The sequence below is a fragment of the Candidatus Kaiserbacteria bacterium genome, from assembly GCA_016699245.1.
Taxonomy (GTDB): Bacteria; Patescibacteriota; Minisyncoccia; order Phycocordibacterales; family UBA918; genus Damh-18.
Genome location: CP064968.1, coordinates 15,329 through 30,746, shown reverse-complemented (window position 1 = coordinate 30,746; position 15,418 = coordinate 15,329). Strand labels below are relative to the sequence as shown.

Annotated in this window: 14 protein-coding genes and 1 tRNA gene; 1 reads left to right on the top strand and 14 read right to left on the bottom strand. The window is 46.3% G+C overall.

All coding sequences use genetic code 11. From position 1 onward, the window contains the following. Positions 1–497 precede the first annotated feature (497 nt). The 14 genes from IPH92_00140 to IPH92_00075 all read right to left on the bottom strand — a co-directional run bounded on the left by IPH92_00140 (position 498) and on the right by IPH92_00075 (position 14,150). Positions 498–2,423 carry a phenylalanine--tRNA ligase subunit beta gene (locus IPH92_00140; protein ID QQR64981.1) on the bottom strand — a complete coding sequence of 642 codons (1,926 nt, stop codon included), beginning with the start codon at positions 2,421–2,423 and terminating at the stop codon, positions 498–500. A gap of 38 nt (positions 2,424–2,461) precedes the next feature. Then, positions 2,462–2,839 carry a four helix bundle protein gene (locus IPH92_00135; protein QQR64980.1) on the bottom strand — a complete coding sequence of 126 codons (378 nt, stop codon included), beginning with the start codon at positions 2,837–2,839 and terminating at the stop codon, positions 2,462–2,464. 46 nt (positions 2,840–2,885) lie between these two features. Next, positions 2,886–3,608, bottom strand: coding sequence for a phenylalanine--tRNA ligase subunit alpha (pheS, locus tag IPH92_00130; GenBank protein ID QQR64979.1), 723 nt, complete (start codon positions 3,606–3,608; stop codon positions 2,886–2,888). Between the two features lie 5 nt (positions 3,609–3,613). Then, on the bottom strand, positions 3,614–4,750 hold the full coding sequence (locus IPH92_00125; protein ID QQR64978.1) for a PEGA domain-containing protein: 1,137 nt from the start codon (positions 4,748–4,750) through the stop codon (positions 3,614–3,616). Between the two features lie 272 nt (positions 4,751–5,022). Beyond that, positions 5,023–6,573 carry a glycosyltransferase family 2 protein gene (locus tag IPH92_00120; protein ID QQR64977.1) on the bottom strand — a complete coding sequence of 517 codons (1,551 nt, stop codon included), beginning with the start codon at positions 6,571–6,573 and terminating at the stop codon, positions 5,023–5,025. 445 nt (positions 6,574–7,018) lie between these two features. Continuing rightward, positions 7,019–7,091, bottom strand: a tRNA-Thr gene (locus IPH92_00115). An 86-nt stretch (positions 7,092–7,177) separates the two neighbouring features. Further along, positions 7,178–7,612 (bottom strand): hypothetical protein, encoded by a 435-nt coding sequence (locus tag IPH92_00110; GenBank protein QQR64976.1) that lies wholly within the window; start codon positions 7,610–7,612, stop codon positions 7,178–7,180. Positions 7,613–7,616: 4 nt separating this feature from the next. Further along, positions 7,617–8,201 carry an elongation factor Ts gene (gene tsf, locus IPH92_00105; protein ID QQR64975.1) on the bottom strand — a complete coding sequence of 195 codons (585 nt, stop codon included), beginning with the start codon at positions 8,199–8,201 and terminating at the stop codon, positions 7,617–7,619. Between the two features lie 56 nt (positions 8,202–8,257). Next, on the bottom strand, positions 8,258–9,004 hold the full coding sequence (gene rpsB / locus IPH92_00100) for a 30S ribosomal protein S2 (protein QQR64974.1): 747 nt from the start codon (positions 9,002–9,004) through the stop codon (positions 8,258–8,260). Positions 9,005–9,055: 51 nt separating this feature from the next. Beyond that, positions 9,056–10,042: a PCRF domain-containing protein gene (locus tag IPH92_00095; protein ID QQR64973.1), complete on the bottom strand. Its 987-nt coding sequence runs from the start codon at positions 10,040–10,042 to the stop codon at positions 9,056–9,058. 76 nt (positions 10,043–10,118) lie between these two features. Beyond that, positions 10,119–10,388, bottom strand: coding sequence for a type B 50S ribosomal protein L31 (locus IPH92_00090; GenBank protein QQR64972.1), 270 nt, complete (start codon positions 10,386–10,388; stop codon positions 10,119–10,121). 463 nt (positions 10,389–10,851) lie between these two features. Continuing rightward, entirely contained in the window at positions 10,852–12,216 is a 1,365-nt protein-coding gene (locus tag IPH92_00085; protein QQR64971.1) for a lytic murein transglycosylase, read from the bottom strand. Between the two features lie 109 nt (positions 12,217–12,325). Beyond that, entirely contained in the window at positions 12,326–12,982 is a 657-nt protein-coding gene (locus IPH92_00080) for a 50S ribosomal protein L25 (protein QQR64970.1), read from the bottom strand. Between the two features lie 193 nt (positions 12,983–13,175). Then, positions 13,176–14,150: a D-glycerate dehydrogenase gene (locus IPH92_00075; protein ID QQR64969.1), complete on the bottom strand. Its 975-nt coding sequence runs from the start codon at positions 14,148–14,150 to the stop codon at positions 13,176–13,178. 82 nt (positions 14,151–14,232) lie between these two features. Here IPH92_00075 and IPH92_00070 point away from each other — a divergent pair, with 82 nt between their 5' ends. After that, complete coding sequence (locus tag IPH92_00070) at positions 14,233–15,234, top strand: carbohydrate kinase family protein (protein QQR64968.1); 1,002 nt, start codon at positions 14,233–14,235, stop codon at positions 15,232–15,234. Positions 15,235–15,418: the final 184 nt, after the last annotated feature.

The following is a 15,418-nucleotide window of genomic DNA, read 5'->3' as shown; positions in this document are numbered from 1 at the left end:
CCCAATAATAGCCAAAAGTATAGCAAATTTAAGCCATTTTGTCCCCCTTCCCCCTGTGGCAAAAATGCGTGGGAATTGGCGAGAAAAATGGAGGAAATTCCCTCTCGTCGCGAACTCTGTATGTTGGCGACAGAACTCTTTTTCCGCACTGCTTTTCTTCAGCACGCATAAAACCCAAAACTCACATTCGTAGAATGTGAGTTTTGGGTCTTTGCTCCGCTCGGCCTGTGGGGCCTTGCGCGAGGCTGCATAAAAGCAGTGCGTCAACGAGTTCTTAATGGCATATACGTAAAAATCCGTTGAGGCACAACTTTAAAAAAGCATTGCGGAGCGCACACAGCGCGAGCATAGCAAAACCTAAAACCACCAATCCGAAGGATTGATGGTTTTAGGTTTATGCGTGGTTTTTTCAAGTTCGTGCCGAGAAAGGATTTTAGATGGCCGTAGTGGTACGGAGAAAGAGTTCTTTGGATTCTTGGAAAGAAAGAACTTTAAAACTACCGAATCTCAAAACCTTTTGCGGTGAGGGTGGTGGTGAGGGTTTGCATTATAGGTCCTACCTCATCATCGGTGAGAGTTTTTTCGTGAGACTGAAAGATGAGGCGAAAGGCGTAGGAGACTCTCCCCTCTTTTGTAAAGGAATCAAAGAGGGTCACGCGGGTGAGGAGTGTACCGGCATGCTCGCGGATTTCTCTTTCGATTTCTTCAGCCGTCACTGCCTCGGGTACCCAGAGTGCGATATCGCGTGAGATGAATGGGTATGCGGAAAAAGGAGTAAAGGAAACAGGCTCTTGTGGCACATACGCATCGTAGGTCTGTGGTACCGGAAGCGTGTTGAGAGCATCGGTGAGATTACACTCATAGACACCTTTGTCACTTACGCCATTAAGCATGACTCCCAGTACTTCCTCTACGTGCGTCACAAGTGAGGCGAGTAGTGCATCGTCTTTGGGTGTGTAGCCCTGTTGCTTTGTCCGTACACCAATCGCAAGCGATATATGCTCCATCACATCATCGCCCATCGTAGTCTTATTAAACACAGTACCAATCTCAAAAAGTGATAGCGTGGTGAGTCCGAGGAGGTCGACGTTCGGCATATTTTTGTCGAGTGCTTCGCGAATGTTGTGGGTGAGCGTACTTCGCAAAGACCCCTTATCACTTGCAAGTGCATTTTGGAGTGTGATGACATCTTTCTTGCGGAATGAAGAAGTAATTACCTCAGAACATCCTGCTTCAACAAGCACATGACGAATTATCTCACTGTAGTACTGGCGAGCATTACACTCCGCAAGTGGCATGGGTAGAGGAAGTACCGACGCAACATGCTCGTATCCATACACGCGACCAATATCTGCAATAACGTCCGCAGGAATGGTGACATCAGTGCGTCCCCATGGCGCAGTGACGGTCCATGCGTCTCCGTCTTTGATAAATGAAAATCCAAGGCGCGTGAGAATATCTTCTACCTCTTTTTCCGTAAGTGTCATGCCGAGAAGTGCATTCACCTGTGTAAGTGAAACGGTGACGGGAACACTCTGAAATGGTGTTGGATACACATCGGCATATCCTGCACAGGTTCCCCCTGAAATTTCAGTAATGAGGCGCACTACTTCTACGAGTGCGTAAGGCACGAGTTCGGGCGAGAGATTGTTTTCAAAACGCTTTGAAGCGTCGGTTTGGAGTTTCAAAAATTGTGCGGCTTTGCGTGTAATCTGTGGAGCAAAGTTTGCTGCTTCAAGAATGATATTTGTAGTCGCTGCATCTATCTCGGCAAGTTTTCCTCCCTTTATACCTGCGATGCCGAGAGGCACACCACTCGGTGCATCGGTAATGAGTTGGACTAGTGGGGTAAGTGAGTAGGTGTCGCCCGAAAGTGTCGTGACCTCCTCCCCTTCACGAGCCATACGGACACCAAAATGCCACATATCATTAGTATGCGGGAACTTGGCCGCGTCGTATGCGTGGAGAGGCTGTCCAAGTCCAAGCATCACATAGTTGGTCGCATCGACCACATTATTGATGGAGCGTTGCCCGAGTGCGTGAAGACGCGCTTTGAGCCACTCGGGTGATTCCTTCACCGCAACACCCGTCATAAGCGCCGCACCAAAGCGACGACATGCCTGTGTATCTTCTATAGTTACTTTGATTTTTTCAGTGAGCGGTACAAGTGCTACCGGTTCTCGAAGCGGGTCATGCGTGAGTGGTGCGCCCATAATTGCGGCAAGTTCATGGGCGATACCCCGATGTGAAAGACAATCACTCGCACGGTCTGGCAAAACTTTAATATCGAGCACATCCTTCCCCTCCACCACTTCAACACCATCTACCTCAAAGGCATGAAACGTGAAAAGGTCTTCGCAGGTGGCGACGTCAGGCATTGCGTCCCCCACATACTCTTTAAGCCAATCGTGAATTACTTTCATATGAGAAATATAAGATAGAAAATAGAAGATAGAAGATATTACAGTTTCGACCTCAGGGTTTTTAATGAAGCATGCAAGATATTTATGAGCGCTTCATTTTCATTACGTACGAACTCGATATCTTTTATCTTACTGTTATAACGCTCTATTACTTGTATCCAATATCGAGTTTCTCTAGCTGATTTAAGTGCGATTTGAAAATAATTTGCAAAATCTTTTTTAGAATTTGCTCCCTGTGCTTCATTAATATTTGCTCCAATCGAAGTTGCACTTCTAATCAGTTGATCACTCAACGACCAAAGTGTGGGATCTTTGCGAAAATCATGACACAGTTTCATAGTTGAAACAGAAAAATCAATAAGTCTCATCTTAAAAACTTCCTTCTCTGTCTGTGACACTTCTTTTTTATTTTCCATATCTTCTATTTTCTATTTTATATTTTATATCTTCTATTTTCTATTTCTAAAACTGATTTACAAATCTGAGGTCACCACTATAGAGTGTGCGGATATCATCAAACTCGTATTTCATAAAGCCGAGTCGATCAAGCCCCATACCAAAGGCGAAGCCTGAGTATAGTAAGGGGTCAATGCCAGAATCAAGGAGTACATTAGGATGAATCATACCGGCACCCATAATCTCAATCCACTTCCCCACGAGTTTTGAGTTACCTGAGTTGAGACGCATATCCACCTCGACACCCGGCTCCACAAAACCAAAGAAACTGGGACGGAATCGTACCTCCACATCCCCTCTGAAGAACTTTCCGAAAAAGTATTCAAGTGTGCCCTTCAAGTGTCCGAGGTGCACCTCTTTGTCCACGTAAAATCCTTCAAACTGATAAAACTGTGCTTCGTGAGTGACGTCGGTTGCCTCATTACGAAACACTTTCCCCAACGCAATAGCACGCATGGGGGGAGTATGTGCTTCCATAAAGCGACCCTGTACAGCAGAAGTGTGTGTGCGGAGCACAGTAGGTTCCTTCACATCACTACGGCGAAACCAAAACGTATCTTGCATATCGCGTGAGGGGTGATCCTTGGGGACATTGAGCCTATCAAAATTGTAGTGCTCACGCTCTGCCTCAGGACCTTCTGCAAACACAAAACCAATCTCTGCAAAAATACTATTAATTTCTGCAATCATCTGCGTAAGTGGGTGCTGGTGTCCGTTACTCGGTGTCATAGTACTTATTCAGTTTGCAATAATACTTGATAAATAAGAGCACCGTCGTATACATAAATCGAGCCGTTCTCTATATGAAATGCAAGATCTGTACCCATGATAAGTGGTTGCACATTCTGCCATGAGCGGTCGTCTACCTCTACCACATAGATGCCGTCACTCAGTGCCATCACCACAAAGTCGGTGCTTCCGGGGAAGAAATCAAAATCACTCACCTCCTGCCATTTTCTATCGATACGAATACGTGGGTCACACGCCGTATCTTTTGGAATAGTTTGTACGGGGCCCATAATGCCTTCCTCAAGGAGAATTACTTCATCTTCAGGCGTAGGAATCACTTCAGAAGGTAAGGTATCAGCAGGTGATGAAGTGCTGTATGCAGGGAAATCGGGCGCACAGTAGTAGTACGGCATCTGCTCAAACGAGCCAACCCATGTCGCAAAGACCTCGTCGCTCGCACGTATGAGTTGTACACCGTTATAGGTAATGGTCGAAGTAGCTTCTTCCCCCTTCACTTCGGTTGTCGTGCTCGTGTTGAAAATATCTTTAATTTGTTCTGCAGTACTTTCCTGTAACTCGGTGGTGGTTGCATTGAAGTTTTCAATGAGCCGTGTGTACTCTCCATTATTGATAAAGGTAGATGTTGCCGTAGTGGTAGTAGCGAGCATCATCTCGGAAGTGGATGCAGTGAGAAGGGGTGTACGTACCACAGGAGTGCCCGTTGCAGACAGAAACGGAGTAATAACACGCACCTGTGGTACAAGAGGGAGATTAAACGCTTCTGCCTCGGTGACAAGTCGCTTTGAAACGGGAAGTTCTTTTACCCACGTATGGTATCCGTCTTTCTGCACATGAACACGGTGTGTGCCAGCATCTAATCTTTGAGCATAAAAAGCCTTGCGAAACGTGCGTGTCTCTCGCACGAGTTCTCCGTCGATAAATATGTCTGCGCCGGTTACATCAACCGCGACATATATACCACCGGTACTGACGAGGTTTGTAGGTTTCTGTAAATCAAAACGATACCCCGTAGCATAGAAGTACAGGAATGGGAGAGATACAAGAAAAATGAGTACCAGAAACAAAAATGTTCGCTGACGCGTTTTGTGTGGGAGTGGCTGTACCTCGATATGTGGGCCCATAGTAGATGTAGGGTACCACGAAGTAGAGTCATTTTCAAAACTTAAAACTACACTAAAATATGAGTCATATTCCTTGGACGTACATTAGATACATTGTTTTAAACCGAGGCGTACCGTACGCTTCCGCCAGATTGATTTGATTGCCCCAGCACCACCGGTGACGCACGAGTGCCACAGATGCGCGGCGCACAAAAAACTGCTGTCGAGGCGTACATGACGTACGGTGAGGCTGCAGTTTTGCAGGGCAACAAAGCAGATGAGGTGCTCGTGCGTCACCGGGATTTGGGAGTAACCCAAAAACCCATATACTTACCGAGCATAAGTCGTGTCTGCGCATCGAGCCCGGGAATCGCACTAAAGATAACCATCGTAATCGGCACCAGAACCCACTGCAATGCCATCACAATATACACGAAACGACTTTTCCCCTCAGGACGTTTTGGAATGAGTGTGAGAGATATCATGGAAGAAATCACAAGACCAAACATCGCGAGAATAAGAAGGTCGCGTACCACAATAGGAAGATTGTAGGAAAGTACCGTCTCATGAAAGACACGTCCTCCAAAAAAGATTGGTGCCCAACCGAGAATAATGAGCATAATCGGATTCGTGACCATAGACCAATACCCTTCTGCCTGCTGGAGCGCAATTTTAATGCGACGGCCAAGGGGAATATTTTTATTCTTCGTGAAGTGATACACCACGTAGACGAAGTTTTCAACACCATAGGTCCACCTGCGGTGCTGTTTGTATATATTTTTAACTGTACCAAAAAATGTCGGTGCGGCATTAGCGTCCATGGAGACAGGGTACGAAAGCGGAATCACATCGTACTCTCCATCATTCGCAAGGAGAAGATTCCAGTAAATGCGCGAATCCTCGGAGACCATGTTGGTCTGCCAGTAGCCAATTTCATACAATGCTTGAAATGAGACAGAATGGGAAGAAAAAGTCGCCATGCGCTCAGGGCGCTCCTGCTGTACCATTTCCCAAAAGGTGGAAGACATCGCCACCACACGTGCAAGTGAAGATGCTTCCCACATATTATTGTTGAAAACTGGTACTGGCTGGAATGAACTCTTGAGTGGGCGCGGTGCTGTTATAAAATGCCATACGAGACAATTGAAATAGTCGGAATACACGACGGTGTCGATATCAAAAATTGATACCAGTGTATGATTGTAGCGGATACCATGAGGGTCAAGAACTTTTTTTCGTACATCTTCTGCTGCCCACGTGGCATTGGAGCCCTTGCCGGCCATCTCACCCGGGAGATTTGCAGGGTGTGCAGAAATATGAAAACTGCCAAAGGTACTTCCCCACTTTTCTTTCATGCGTTCTGCAACGAGTGCAGCGCCTTCACCTGCACGCTCTTCACGCGCAAGCACCACAATCATACTTTTTTTGTCATACCGTACTTCTGCGAGAGAGGCGAGAGATGTATTAATTACTTCTTCAGACTCATTGTAGTATGGAAGAATAATGAGATGATACAGATGTTCATACTCAAAACGCTCAATCATCCTTTTCCAATCAGCAGTCATGTGACTCCGAAGACGCTTCCAGTTATAACGAAGGTGGTATGAAAGAAAAGCAGTTTTAAGGACCCAAAAGACAGCAAATGCAATAATGAAGTATGCCGCAAAAAAGGGTGTATAAATAGACATGAGAACCATGCCCACAAGTGCTGTCCATGATGCTGCACCTGGAAGGATTTCGAGAAAACGATACAGCACTCGGTCTCGACCGGTAAGTTCGGGTGCGCGACCAACTTTAAAATCTGGTCGGTTTGCATAGGGGAGTAGGTGCGAATGTTTTGCCATAATATGGGAGTATAGCGCACTTTAGGGATTAAAAAAGCCCCGATGAGTTACCATCGGGGCTTTTTTAATACATGTGTGACCTAGTTTCTATTTCTTTTCTTTGAGCCGTCTCTCGGGCTTGCACCACAAGGGCATTTCCATTTTTCTAACTCCCTTAAGGTCGTAAGAAAAATTGGTCAACCGAGGACCTACGGTTTACAAAACTTTAAAACAGTGCCCCGCACTGTTTTAACTCCACCACCTTCGCTAAGACTACTTCTATTTCTTTTCTTTGAGCCGTCTCTCGGGTTTGCGCCACAAGGACATTTCCATTTTTCTAACTCCCTTAAGGTCGTAAGAAAAATTGGTCAACCGAGGACCTACGGTTTACAAAACTTTAAAACAGTGCCCCGCACTGTTTTAACTCCACCACCTTCGCTAAGACTACTTCTATTTCTTTTCTTTGAGCCGTCTCTCGGGTTTGAACCGAGGACCTACGGTTTACAAAACCGTTGCTCTACCAACTGAGCTAAGACGGCTCAAAGAAAATAAATATTTTCTGTGTACAAAAAATGCGCTTTTGCGCACGGGGTGTATTATGAAAGAAATCGTCCAAAAATGCAACCTATTGATGCGGATGGCCCCGCAATTCCTTTTCCCTACGTATGCGCTTCTCATCCTCGGTAAGCGCTGTTGCTACTTTGTGAATTGCTATTTCTTCGAGTTTAGTACGCGTGACACTCTCACGCTCAGCACGCTTTGCCAATGTCTTATTGATGCGTATCATATTACGTAAGCCCTTTTCAGCACTTCTCGTAAACTCAAGCACATTGCGAAGAATTGTATGAAAGAGATAATGTGCCACTTGACGGACAAAATCACGCCCTGTGTAGTTGAGTGCCGTATGAACGTATTTCGTTGCTTTGAGAACTATATAATCAGTGCGAATACGAAGATGCTCTCCAAAACGCTTACCGTTCTTTCTCTCAACATGAAAAAGCAAAACGAGAGCAACCACAAACAAAACACTTATTAAAAATACTTGTTCGAGAGTACTCATTACTCTATTTTACTGAAAGTCGAGAGATTGCGCTAATGACAACGTTTTCGCCAAATTTCTGAATAGCATTACTTACCAAGGTTCCAATGGTCTTGTCTTGATCCTTAATGAAGGGTTGTTCCATAAGGATGCGGTCCTTGAAGTATGCGTCAATTTTGCCAGCAAGAATTTTCTCCTGCATTTCTGCAGGTTTATCCTTCACTTCTGCCATAAAGACTTCTTTTGCCTTTGCGAGTATTTCGTCGGTGACTTCTTCACGAGTGATGTAGAGAGGACTCTGTGCGGCAACATGCATAGCAATTTCGCGTGCAAGTGCACTGAACTCCTCATTTTTTGCGACAAAGTCGGTTTCACAAGAAAGTTGCACGAGCGCAGCAACTTCATGGGTGGAGTGTACATAACTTCCAATAGCACCTGCACCGAGTGCACGATCTGATTTCTTGAGCGCAATTTCTCCCCCCTTCTTCTGCAGGATAATCTTTGCTTTCTCCATGTCACCTCCTGCCTCTTCAAGAGCCTTCTTGCACTGCATAACAGAGATTCCGGTCAACTCTCGTAATTCCTTAAGCTGTGCTGATGTAATTTCCATAAATATAAAGAGCAAATTAAATAATTATCAAAGTACTGCTTTGGCGGTGCTTTGTATTAACGACGTACTTCTTCGCGGCGGGGAGTAGGGAGAGGAGTAAATTCTGCAACACCCTGAGTGTACGCAGTGGTAAGTTCGTCAAGAATAAGTGAGACACTCGATTGAAGTGCATCATTTGCTACGATTGGATAGGTAATAGGACGAAGATTAGTATCTGAACTTGCAATAGCGATAATTGGGATATTGAGATCGGTTGCTTCCTCTACGGCAATAAAATTGTGACGAGGGTCAACAATAATCATTGCGTATGGAAGACGATCCATATGCTGAATACCAGAAAAATTGTGTACGAGTTTGTCGAGTTCACGACCAATCACGACACGTTCTTTTTTTGTGTATTTGCGTTCAAGCTCTCCTGATTCTCCTTGAGCTACCAAATCCTTAAGACGCTGTACACGTTTTTTAATTTCAGAAAAGTTGGTAAGCATACCGCCCACCCATCGATTCACCACAAAAGGCATTTTTGCCTGTTCTGCGTGAGCCTTTACGGTCACGGTCATTTCTTCCTTTGTGCCGACAAAGAGAACTGTCTTCCCTGCCTTTCCCGCTTCGAGACAGAAATTTTTTGCATTCTCGAGTGCGAGTGCTGTTTGTTCAAGATCAATAATGTCAGTCCCCTGCTTGTTCCCAAAAATAAATGTGGTTGCAGTAGGGTGACGACGTGACTTCGTAAAGCCAAAGTGTGCACCAACGTCAAAAAGACGCTCGATAAGAGATTTCTCCGATGTGTGATTTATATTCATAATTAAAAATACGCCCATTAAAAGAGCAGTCGGATAGTACCACAGCACCCCTTATTCTGCAATCTCGCCAGCACTAGCTCCTGCCTCGGCTCGTTGTAGGGATTTCACGACATCAGCAAGATTGCCTGCGAGGATTTCATGGATATTGTGCCATGACTCTTTGATGCGATGGTCAGTGATGCGGTTCTGTGGCACATTATATGTGCGGATTTTTTCTGAGCGGTCACCGGTACCAATCTGTGACTTGCGGGTGGCAGCATGCTTTTTTGATTCTTCTTCCTCGTGAGCCATTTCGAGTTTGGCGATGAGCATAGTCATGGCCTTTTCTCGATTTTTCAACTGACTGCGCTCAGACTGGCAACGCACGTCAAGGCCTGTCGGGCGGTGAATGAGGCGCACTGCCGTTTCCACTTTGTTGACGTTCTGCCCTCCTGCACCTCCCGAACGAGAAAACTCCATATCAAAGTCGCTCGGATTCACCTCAATAATAGGTTTGCGACGCATGGGGAGAATGACCACGGATGCGGTAGAGGTGTGGATACGTCCCATTTTCTCAGTAACGGGAATACGCTGGACGCGGTGGACGCCAGTCTCATAGCGGAGTGCGTCGTAGGCGTCATTACCAATAATCTCAAATGTCGCTTCCTTAAAGCCACCCTGTGAAGCGCGCGACTCAGATGCGGTGGAAGTCTGCCACCCCTTCATCTCGGCATACCGTAGGTACATATACGCGAGTTCTTCCGCAAAAAGCGCAGCCTCCTCTCCCCCTGCCCCTGCACGTACTTCAAGGAGTACCCCATAGGGCTTAGCTTCTTCAACTTTAGAATCTTCGAGGATGCGCTCCATTTCTGTATACAGGTGTGTCGTTTGCTCGTCGAGAGACGCGATTTCTTCCTGCACCAATTCTGCCATCGTGGGGTCAAGCGCAAGTCCTTCTGCTTCCAGACGCTTAGCGCGAAGCGCATCAAATTGCCCACAGAGAAACTGCGTTTTGTGATTTTCCCTAAAGAGGGCAAGATGTTCATTATTGAATTCCATACGATAGATGTGAGACCATTCAAGTATAGCAAATTACAGGCAACAAAAAGCCGGACGTGCGAGTCCGGCTTTTTCCTTACGCCTTCTTTCCCTTTGCCTTTGACTTCTCCACACGAGCCTTGAAACGTTCGACGCGTCCTGCAGTGTCCATCACCTTTTCCTGTCCTGTGTAGAATGGGTGCGAAGCACTTGAAACGTCTACAAATGCAATCGGGTATTCGTTGCCATCTGTCCACTTTTCAGTCTTTTCCGTGTGAATCGTAGAACCAACGAGAAACCGCTCTCCACTTGAGTTGTCGTGGAAAATGACTGTTCGGTAGTTCTTTGGGTGTATATCTGCTTTCATAGTCGTGACACTATACCAGAATTGCTTTATTTGGCAACCGGTATCGCCCATCCCCAAAGACTTATTTGCGTACAAGTTCAAAAACCACAAATCCTTTCTCGGCACGAACTTTTGCCCCGCACGCATAAAACCTAGAATACCAAATGCTTCGCATTTGGTATTCTAGGTTTTTGCTCCGCTCGGCCTGCGTGGCCTTGCGCGAGGCGCTGCAAAAGTTGTGCGTCAACGGATTTGTTCATGTGCATCTTCGTATCAAAACTTGTTGAGTGCGCCACTTTAGAGATGCCTCGCACAGCCCTCATTGGGCGAGCGGAGCAAAGCCCCAGAATTAAAACCTTTAGGTTTTAATTCTGGGGCTTATGCGTGCAGATATAAAGTGGTGCCGAATAAGAGTTTTGAGGTGGCACCGCTTTCTAGGATAGAACCCTGCTCGTTTTAAAACAGTTGGGTTTAGGTCTAGGTACTACTGATTATTCAAGAAATCGATGTTGTCTTGGTAAACTTCGGCGTGGCCGAGCACACTGGCTGCGTATCCGAGACCATAGAGAGCCCAGTTGCCTCCTGCATAGTAGCGACCTGCGGACTCACGCTCTGCAGAGTACCCGCCACGCGCTGCGCCCAAATCTTGAAGAAATAGTGCCGTAGCCATGATAGCGTGTTGAGGATTCCATGGGTCACCCACGGGGACGCCAAAAGCAGTGGCGATACGCCCCTCGTATCCTTTCCATGTTGAGGGAATAAACTGAGTAGGACCCATTGCTCCTCCGTATCCGATGGACTGCGGACAAGAAACGGGAGTGAGGTACGGGTCACGTCCCAAGCGCTTCATCATGTCTATGAAGTACGGAACATCGCGGTCTGGCTTCATGACATTTGAAAATGGCGTACCCGTGTTCTTCCCCTTTCCTGCTCCGGTCGTCGCATCCGTGAGAAGACACTGTCCTACATTCACCCCCAGATTGGACTCCTGACGCAAGATACCAAGAATGAATGCTGCACGCACACCAGTATAGCGAGACGCTTCCTGTGCATAGGCGAGCGCGTCTTTAAATGGAATACCACCACCATCAACACCACGGAGACGAAAGAGTGCAGCGTTGATTTGATTTGCCTTTGCTTGTCTGTCAGCCACAATTTGCTCGTATGATTTTGCCTCTTGTTTTGTGGCGGCGAGTAACTCTTTCTTCTGCTGTTCAGTCTTGGTAATCGTCTTCTTTTTTATTTCTACATCATATTTTGCATCGAGTTCTTGATCTTGGATCTCGCCGAGTCGTTCTCGCTCCTCCTCAGTTTCTGCTATAGTTTCGCGAACAGCATAAAAGTGATCTTCAAGCCCACGCTGAATCGAAAGAAAAGAATCGAGGTCCACAAAAAAATCAGAGAGTTTCTTACTATCGAGTATTACCTCAGCAAGCGAGTAATCGTCGAGTTCATTCGTACGACGGAGGAGTTGCGCGAGTGACTTTTTTCCATCGTCAATGAGTACTTCGAGACCGTCAATTTTCTTGCTCCGCACATTAATATCTTTCGTGAGTTGAGAGATGGCAATGTTTTTAGATTTGATGGTTGCCTCGGCTGATTTGATTTTGGCCGTGAGCGCCTTTACGTCGCCGTCGATAGTAGTCACCTTGTCGCGTGTGCCCGTGAGGATACCCTGCCATTTTGCAATCTCTGCATTACAGAGCGCAAGGTCAATTTTAAGTTGGTCTTCTGTCTTCCCCGTAACGTCGTCGTTACAAATGGCGGGTGCTTGGCCTCGCACAAAGGATGGCAATAAAAAACTGCCACTCACAAAAATAACACTCAGTACCAAAATTTTGATATACATAACTCTTGTCTGTAGTATACCAATTTGAGGCTTTGGTATCTACTTTTTCACCCACAGAAAAAGGCCCACAATTGCTCTGCAATTGTGGGCCTTTTCATTTGCTTCATAATTACTCAGCAACTTCAGTCTTTCCTTTCTTTTCTACTTCAATAGCCCCAAGGTCTACGGCTACAGGGGTCTCTACTTCTTCACTCACCGCCTGTACGAGTGCCACCACTTCATCCCCATCGTTTTCGAGAGTGACGTTTGCGGGAATAGTGAGGTCACGCACGTGAATCTGTTTTTCAAAATCATCGAGTCCCGATACGTCCACGAGAATCTCCTTTGGAAGATGTGCGGGCATACAGGTAATAGACACTTCATGGAGTACCTTAGTAAGTGTACCTCCCTGCTTTATTGCAGGAGCCTCACCGACGAATTCAAGCGGTACATCAACCGTAATTTCCTTCCCCGCCTCAACAGCGTAAAAGTCAACGTGAATCACTCCACCACGACGTGCATCAAAGGCAACGTCGTTCACGAGCACCTCTTTTGGAGTCTTAAGACCAGTAAGTGTAATCACGCTTGATTCTCCCGTCTGCTTAAAGAGTTTTTCAAACTCAACACGGTCGATGGTTAAAGCAGTTGCTTCTTCCTTTGGACCATACATAATTGCAGGAAGTTTTCCTGCTTCGCGCAACTGCACGAGTTTCTTTCCTCGCTCGGTACGCGCCTCTACGGTAAGTGAAAATGTCATAATGTAATGCTTAATTGTGTGGGTTACCATACCATACGTACGCAAAACTTCAACTTTTCTCAACCATGACCGACGTGGTGCGTCGCTTTTTCCTCCGGGGGGAGGAAAAAACGACGGGCTCTTAGGTAGGGTATATTTTTTAGAAGGTATGAGTGTACGCGTCGTTTTTACCTCCGGGGGGAGGAAAAAACGACGGGCTCTTAGAATATAGTCGTTACACTCCTTATTCTAAGGCCACCCTATTTTCAGGTACCTCCCCTGCGAGGAAATCAATCACATTTTGCGCAGCCATGACAGACATCTTTCCACGGGTCTCATCTGAGGCTGATGCAATATGCGGGGTAATCACCACGTTTGGAAGTGATGCAAGACCCTTTGCGAGCGTAGGCTCGTACTCATACACATCGAGCGCTGCTCCTCGAATCACTCCCGTTTGAAGTGCGACGACGAGTGCATCTTCGTCCACCACGGGTCCACGTGAGGTATTAATGAGATATGCAGATGGCTTCATGAGTGCAAGACGCTCGGCATTAATGAGATGCTTTGTAGTAGGCAAAAGTGGCACATGAATAGAAACGACATCCGCGAGAGGAAGGAGCGCTTCAACTGAATCCACAAAGGTCGCTTTACAATCTTTTTCAAGTGTCGGTAACTGCACCACATCATAGTATGCAATGTTCATACCAAGACCATGATACGCACGTCGTGCTACCTCGTAGCCAATACGCCCTGCACCCACGATACCAAGAGTCTTTCCCTTTACGTCGGTACCGATAAATAATTCTGGTCCCCATCCCACAAACTTCCCCGTCCGAGTAAATGTTTCTGATTCAGGGATACGATGTGCAATCGCGAGCATAAGTGCGATGGTAAATTCGGCAACGGTATCATTGAGCACTCCGGGGGTATTAGTAATAGTTACCCCAGCAGTCTTTGCATCCTCGAGATTAATGTTGTTGTACCCCACGGCATAATTTGCAAAAATCTTTGCCGTGGGTACTGCGTCAAAGATTTCTTTATTGATGGTATCGGTAAGAAGTGAAATGACTGCATCATACGGTTTTGCGCTCACGGCACTCACTAATTCTTGTGGAGTGAGCACACCGTCCTTGGTGCTCACATCCACCGTGTGCCCTGCGGCGCGAAGTAAATTGATACCGATTTCTGGAATATGACGTGTAATGTAAATGAGTGCCATAGTGCATTGTGTGGTTACGCTGTGTAATAATCCCCCCTACTATACCATGATGCAAAGTGTGGGATGCTATACTACTCTCATTATGGATCAACAGTATGATTTCGTTGCCATTGGCGACACGACCGTAGACGCATTTATTGAATTATCACAAGAAGACGCTAAAGTAACCGTAGATGAAAAGACCGGACGCAAGAAACTCGAAATGGCTTTTGGTGGCAAACTTCCGTACAAGGACGTCGTTGTCGTTAATGCTGTGGGTAATTCTGCAAATGCAACAGTTGCAGCACACCGTCTCGGGTTGCGCGCAGCGCTTGTGTCGAGCCTTGGACACGATCGTAATGGAAGTGATTGTCTCGACACCTTGCGTAAAGAAGGTATTGATACCGACTACATAAAGATTCATGAAGGCAAAAAGACGAATTATCACTATATTCTCCGGTACGGTGCAGAACGTACTATTCTTATTAAACACGAGGAGTTTCCGTACCAACTCCCTGATTTCAAAACATCACCACGCTTCCTCTACTTCTCATCCATTGGCGAAAACGGTGTTGCATTCCATCACGAAATTGCAAAGTATGTAAAAGAGCATCCCGAGACCAAACTTGCGTTTCAGCCGGGCACCTTCCAGATTCGTCTTGGCTATGAGGAACTGAAGGACCTCTACGCGGTTACAGAAATCTTTTTCTGTAACAAAGAAGAAGCACAGGAGATTCTTAAAACTCAAGAACAAAGTATTCCTGCCCTCCTCCGCATGATGAAGGCTCTCGGTCCAAAGATTCCCGTGATTACCGACGGGCCTAATGGCGCATACGCACTCGAAGGCGATACCGCGTGGTACATGCCGATGTACCCCGACCCGAAAGAACCGGTCTCGCGCACCGGTGCCGGTGACTCATTCTCATCCACATTTGTAAGCGCACTTATTCTTGGACACGATGTGAAGACAGCACTCGCATGGGGCCCTATTAACTCCATGTCCGTAGTACAACACATTGGTGCCCAGAACGGCCTCCTCACCAAAGAAAAGATACAAGAATACCTAAAAACCGCCCCCGCAAATTACGTCGCAAAGATAGTGTAAGGACACAAAAATAAATCCCCGATGGCCAAGGCTAGCGGGGATTTATTTTAACTAGAGATTGTTTTAATACCTCAAAACTCTTATTCGGTACCATATTACCTACAATCCACAAATCCTTTCTCGGCACGAACTTTTGCAGGGCACGCATAAGGCCTGAAAACTAAAAGCAATGCTTTTAGTTTTC